This window comes from Streptomyces sp. MnatMP-M17, assembly GCF_900091995.1.
GTDB lineage: Bacteria > Actinomycetota > Actinomycetes > Streptomycetales > Streptomycetaceae > Streptomyces.
Genome location: NZ_FMDK01000035.1, coordinates 1 through 5,000 on the forward strand (window position 1 = coordinate 1; position 5,000 = coordinate 5,000).

The 5,000-nt window shown below is 69.2% G+C and carries 6 protein-coding genes and 1 riboswitch; of the genes, 2 read left to right on the forward strand and 4 right to left on the reverse strand.

Annotation, left to right across the window (positions count from 1 at the left end; all coding sequences use genetic code 11):
- The first annotated feature begins 37 nt into the window (after nucleotides 1-37).
- Nucleotides 38-1,459, forward strand: coding sequence for an MFS transporter (locus tag GA0115259_RS02025; protein WP_237539692.1), 1,422 nt, complete (start codon nucleotides 38-40; stop codon nucleotides 1,457-1,459).
- 28 nt (nucleotides 1,460-1,487) lie between these two features.
- Here GA0115259_RS02025 and GA0115259_RS39930 read toward each other — a convergent pair whose 3' ends face one another.
- From GA0115259_RS39930 to GA0115259_RS02035, 3 genes are all read right to left on the reverse strand, one after another.
- The gene (locus GA0115259_RS39930; protein WP_161230262.1) at nucleotides 1,488-1,634 is read right to left on the reverse strand and encodes a hypothetical protein; all 147 of its coding nucleotides are present in this window, start codon (nucleotides 1,632-1,634) and stop codon (nucleotides 1,488-1,490) included.
- A gap of 53 nt (nucleotides 1,635-1,687) precedes the next feature.
- Complete coding sequence (locus GA0115259_RS02030) at nucleotides 1,688-2,047, reverse strand: ArsR/SmtB family transcription factor (RefSeq protein ID WP_093589905.1); 360 nt, start codon at nucleotides 2,045-2,047, stop codon at nucleotides 1,688-1,690.
- 83 nt (nucleotides 2,048-2,130) lie between these two features.
- Entirely contained in the window at nucleotides 2,131-2,445 is a 315-nt protein-coding gene (locus tag GA0115259_RS02035) for a DMT family transporter (RefSeq protein WP_093589911.1), read from the reverse strand.
- Between the two features lie 11 nt (nucleotides 2,446-2,456).
- Nucleotides 2,457-2,523: riboswitch (guanidine-III (ykkC-III) riboswitch) on the reverse strand.
- Between the two features lie 145 nt (nucleotides 2,524-2,668).
- Between GA0115259_RS02035 and GA0115259_RS02040 the strand changes: the two genes are divergently transcribed.
- The gene (locus GA0115259_RS02040) at nucleotides 2,669-4,078 is read left to right on the forward strand and encodes an NAD(P)-binding domain-containing protein (RefSeq protein ID WP_256097876.1); all 1,410 of its coding nucleotides are present in this window, start codon (nucleotides 2,669-2,671) and stop codon (nucleotides 4,076-4,078) included.
- 74 nt (nucleotides 4,079-4,152) lie between these two features.
- On the opposite strand, the gene GA0115259_RS02045 is transcribed toward GA0115259_RS02040, so the two are convergent.
- Nucleotides 4,153-5,000, reverse strand: an 848-nt coding sequence (locus tag GA0115259_RS02045; RefSeq protein ID WP_093589917.1) for a type I glyceraldehyde-3-phosphate dehydrogenase, incomplete at its 5' end; no start/stop codon positions are given.

The following is a 5,000-nucleotide window of genomic DNA, read 5'->3' on the forward strand; positions in this document are numbered from 1 at the left end:
GCGGGGCGGGACGGCGACGGCGGGCTTCGACCGGCGGCTGCTGCCGCCGATGATGCTGGGCTCGGTCCTGAACCCGATCAACTCGACGATCATCGCCGTCACGCTCGTACCCATCGGCGACGCGTTGGGCGTGCCGCCCTCGCAGACCGCGTGGCTGGTCTCGGCCCTCTACCTGGCCACGGCTCTCGGGCAGCCCGTCGTGGGCCGGCTCATCGACATCTTCGGACCGCGCAGGCTCTTCCTCGTCAGCACGAGCCTTGTCGGGGTCGCCGGTGTCGTCGGCACCCTGGCCCCGAACGTGGGTGTGCTGATCGCCTCGCGGGTCCTGCTCGGGTTCGGCACCTGCGCCGGGTATCCCGCCGCGATGGCGCTGCTGCGCAGCGAGGCCAGGCGCACCGGGCAGGACAGCCCCGGTGGGGTGCTGACCGCCCTGGCCGTCGCCAACCAGACCATCGCCGTGCTCGGCCCTCTGCTGGGCGGGCTGCTGGTCGGGCTGGGCGGCTGGCGCGCCACTTTCGCGCTGAATGTGCCGCTGGCCGTCACGGCCGTGCTGCTGGGGCTGCTCCGACTGCCCAAGCAGGCCGGTACGGGGGCCAAGGAGGGCCGTGCCAAGGAAGACGGCACAGGGGCGAAGGAGGCCCGTACAGGGGAGTCGCGTGGGCGCCGCGCCGCCCAGCTCGACCTGCCCGGCATGGCGCTGTTCGCCGTAATGCTCGTCTCACTGCTGCTGTTCCTGATGAACCTGCACCTGCGTGACTGGTACCTGCCGGTGATCGCCGCCGCCGCGAGCGGCGCGTTCGCGGCGCGGGAGCTACGGGCCGCCACCCCGTTCATCGACCTGCGGGTGCTGGGCGGCAACACGCCGCTGCTGGTCACTTACGGGCGCGCGCTGGTCGCCTACGTCGTCGCCTACTCCTTCCTCTACGGGTTCACCCAGTGGACGGAGGAGGGCTTCGGGCTCTCGCCCTTCCACGCCGGGCTGGTGCAGATCCCCATGTTCCTGGTGGCCATCGGTGTCTCGATCGTCTCCGGGCGGCGCAAGGGCGTGCGCGGCAAGCTGCTCGCCGGTGCGCTCGGGCAGGTGGTCGCCTGTGCGGTGATGCTGACGCTCACCGGGGACAGCCCCGTGTGGATGCTGATTCTCGTCGCCCTGATCTTCGGCGTCCCGCAGGGACTGAACAACCTGGCCCTGCAGAACTCCGTCTACTTCCAGGCCGATCCCGAGCGCACCGCCTCCTCGGCCGGCCTGCTGCGCACCTTCGCCTACATCGGCTCGATGGTCGCCTCCTCCACAACGGCCGCCTCCTTCGGGCAGCGCGCGGACACCGGCGGCATGCACCACCTCGCCTGGATCATGCTCGGCGCAGGCGTGCTCTACCTCCTCCTGACCGTCCTCGACCGCACTCTCGGCCACGCGACGGACGAGAACGCCTTGGCCGATACGCCGTACGCTCCGTAGACCCCGTCCCTTCTGCCCGACTTGAAGGTCAAGGCGGTTCAGACTCGGGGTCGCTGATGGTGCGGGTCGTGAACGTCGTGTCGTGCATGCCGACAGCGTCGAGAGCGCTCCTCAGCCGTTCCGCAGCGGGCTTCTCGTTCGGACAGTCCGGCACGACCAGAATCTCGATCTCCATACGTCCAGCATCACGCGGCGCCGGACGAACAGACACCGGCCCGTTCGACGAAGTCAGGCCGCGGGCTGTTTCAGCAACTGGCCCATGGCGGCAAGGACGGACGGAGCCACGCGGTAGTACACCCAGGTCCCGCGCCGTTCCGAGGTGAGCAGACCGGCCTCGCGGAGCTTCTTCAGGTGATGGGAGACGGTGGGCTGGGAGACACCGACGTCCGAGATGTCACAGACGCAGGCCTCGCCACCCTCGTGCGAGGCGACCAGCGAGAACAGCCTCAGCCGTACGGGATCGCCGAGGGCCTTGAACATCGAGGCCGTACGGACCGCTTCCTCGGCCGTCAACGCCCGCTCGGACAACGGCGGGCAGCACGGCGCAACCTCCGGCTCCAGCAGCGGCAGCACCTTCGTATTCGACATACGTCTATGTTGACACACGTCGAACCAACTCCACAGGGGCCGCCTCCCACCGCTACCGCCGGACGAGAATTTGACCAGGGGCCTCAGTGGGCGAGCTTGAGCCCGATCACGCTTGCGACGATCAGCGTCAGGAACAAGACCTTGAGTGCGGTCACCGATTCCTGTCCGGCGAACATCGCGTACAGGATGGTGAGCACCGCGCCGATGCCTACCCATACCGCGTACGCGGTACCGACCGGCAGTTCACGCATCGCGTAAGCCAGTCCGGCCATGCTCGCGGCCAGGGCAATAACGAAGAGCAGCGTCGGAACAAGGCGACTGAAGCCTTCCGATTTGCCCAGGGCAGCAGCCCACACAGCTTCCAGAACACCCGAAACGGCAAGAATCCACCACGACATGACAGCCCTCTCACGGGCCGTCTTGTCGCACTCCGGGTACGGCACCCCTCGTCCGGGAGCCACTTGATCGGGCTCCACCTCAACATTTCACACCCGACCCAGGGGCGGCAACGGATCCATTGTTTCGATGAATGCCTATGTTGACAGTCATCGAACCAGATGGAACCCTGACGGTGCAAGCCATCGATAAACGTCGAAGCAAGAAGATCGAGAGGGAGTCGCCGTGACTGTGCCGACGACCGGGGCGCCCACCAGCGACCTGCCCACCGTGGTGATCGGAGCAGGCCCGATCGGCCTGGCCGCTGCGGCGCACTTGGTCGAGCGCGGCATCGAGCCCCTGGTCCTGGAGGCAGGAGGCCGCGCGGGCAGCGCCGTACGGGAGTGGAGTCATGTACGGCTCTTCTCCACCTGGGCCGAGCTGGTCGACCCGGCCGCCGAGAAGCTCCTCGCGCTCTCCGGCTGGACCGCACCGGACGGCGCCACCTACCCCACCGGCGGTGACTTGGCGACGCTCTACCTCCAGCCGCTGGCCGACGTCCTCGGCGACAAGGTCCGGTTCGGTACCCGCGTCACCGGTGTCTCCCGGTTCGGACGCGACCGGATCGTGGACGCCGACCGGGACAGACAGCCCTTCACCGTCCACATCATGAACGCGGACGGAGCCGAGGAGCGGATCACGGCCCGTACGGTCATCGACGCCTCCGGCACCTGGTCCATGCCCAGCCCCATCGGCGCCGACGGACTCCCCGCGCTCGGCGAGCGCATGGCCCCGGACCGGATCTCCTACCGCGTCCCCGACCTCAACGACCAAGCCGTACGGGCCCGTTACGCGGGCAAGCGCACGGCCGTCATCGGCTCCGGCGCCTCCGCCTGCACGGCGCTGGCCTCCCTGGCCGGCCTCGCCAAGGACGCTCCGGGCACACACACCGTATGGATCCTGCGGCGCGGTATCAGCGGTGCCACCTTCGGCGGCGGCGCGGCCGACCAATTGCCCGCCCGAGGAGCCCTCGGCCTCGCGGCCAAGGCGGCGGTGGACAACGGACACGCCGACGCCGTCACCGGCTTCCGTACCGAGGCGGTGGAACGGGACAGCGACGGTCGCCTGGTGCTGGTGGCTGAAGACGGCCGCCGTCTCGACCCGGTTGACAAGGTCGTCGTCCTGACCGGCTTCCTCCCGGACCTGTCTTTCCTTTCCGAACTACGCCTCGGCCTGGACGAGCGCCTCCAGGCACCCGTGGAACTCGCGCCGCTGATCGACCCCAATGTCCACTCCTGCGGCACGGTCTACCCTCACGGCCACCGTGAACTGTCCCACCCCGAACAGGGCGTCTACCTCGTCGGTATGAAGTCCTACGGCCGTGCACCCACCTTCCTCGCCATGACCGGCTACGAGCAGGTGCGCTCCATTGCCGCGGCGATCGCCGGCGATGCCGAGTCCGCCGACCGCGTGGAGCTGACCCTGCCCGAGAGCGGGGTGTGCGGCGGCGCCGGGCTGTTCGACGAACCGGCCGCCGAGCGGCAGTCCGACGGCGGAGGCTGCTGCGCCACATCGGCGCCGGAGCTCGTACAGATCGGTGCATCGGCCCCGGCTGCGACGAAGGAAGCTCCCGCAGGCGGCTGCTGCGGCTCGTGACCGACCAATGCTTTCGAGTGATGGCGGGATGGCTGTCGTGCAGCTGCTGTTGAGTGCGCGCCAAGTCGAGGTTCTCAGCTGGTGGCGAGGAGTTCGAGCGTATCGATCACGCGGTTCGAGAAGCCCCACTCGTTGTCGTACCAGGCGACCACCTTGATGTGGCGGCCGTCGACGCGGGTGAGGGCCGAGTCGAAGATCGACGAGGCCGGGTTGCCCGTGATGTCGGACGATACGAGCGGGTCGTCCGAGTACTCAAGTACGCCCGCGAGCGGCCCCTGTGCCGCGGTGCGGTATGCCGCCAGTACGTCCTCGCGTGTCACGTCACGAGCGACGGTCGTGTTGAGTTCAACGATCGATCCCACCGGGACAGGCACGCGGATCGAGTCGCCGGACAGCTTGCCGTCGAGGTTCGGCAGTACGAGGCCGATCGCCTTGGCGGCGCCTGTTGTGGTCGGCACGATGTTGACGGCGGCGGCGCGGGCGCGGCGGGCGTCGCGGTGCGGGCCGTCCTGGAGGTTCTGCTCCTGCGTGTAGGCGTGCACCGTTGTCATGAAGCCGTGCTCGATGCCGGCGAGACCGTCGAGCACGGCGGCCAGCGGCGCGAGCGCGTTGGTCGTGCACGAGGCGTTCGAGACGATCGTGTGCGCGGCCGGGTCGTACGCGTCGGTGTTGACCCCGAACGCGAGTGTGACATCGGCGCCGTCCGCCGGCGCGCTGATGAGTACCCTTGTCGCGCCCGCGTCGATGTGGGCGCGGGCGGCCGTGGCCGATGTGAAGCGGCCGGTCGCCTCAAGCGCGATGTCGACGCCGAGCTCGGCCCACGGCAGCCGCGCCGGTTCGCGTTCGGCGAGCACGGTGATGCGGCGGCCGTCGACGACGAGGGCGTCCCCGTCGGCAGTCACCGGGCGGCCGAGCCGGCCCG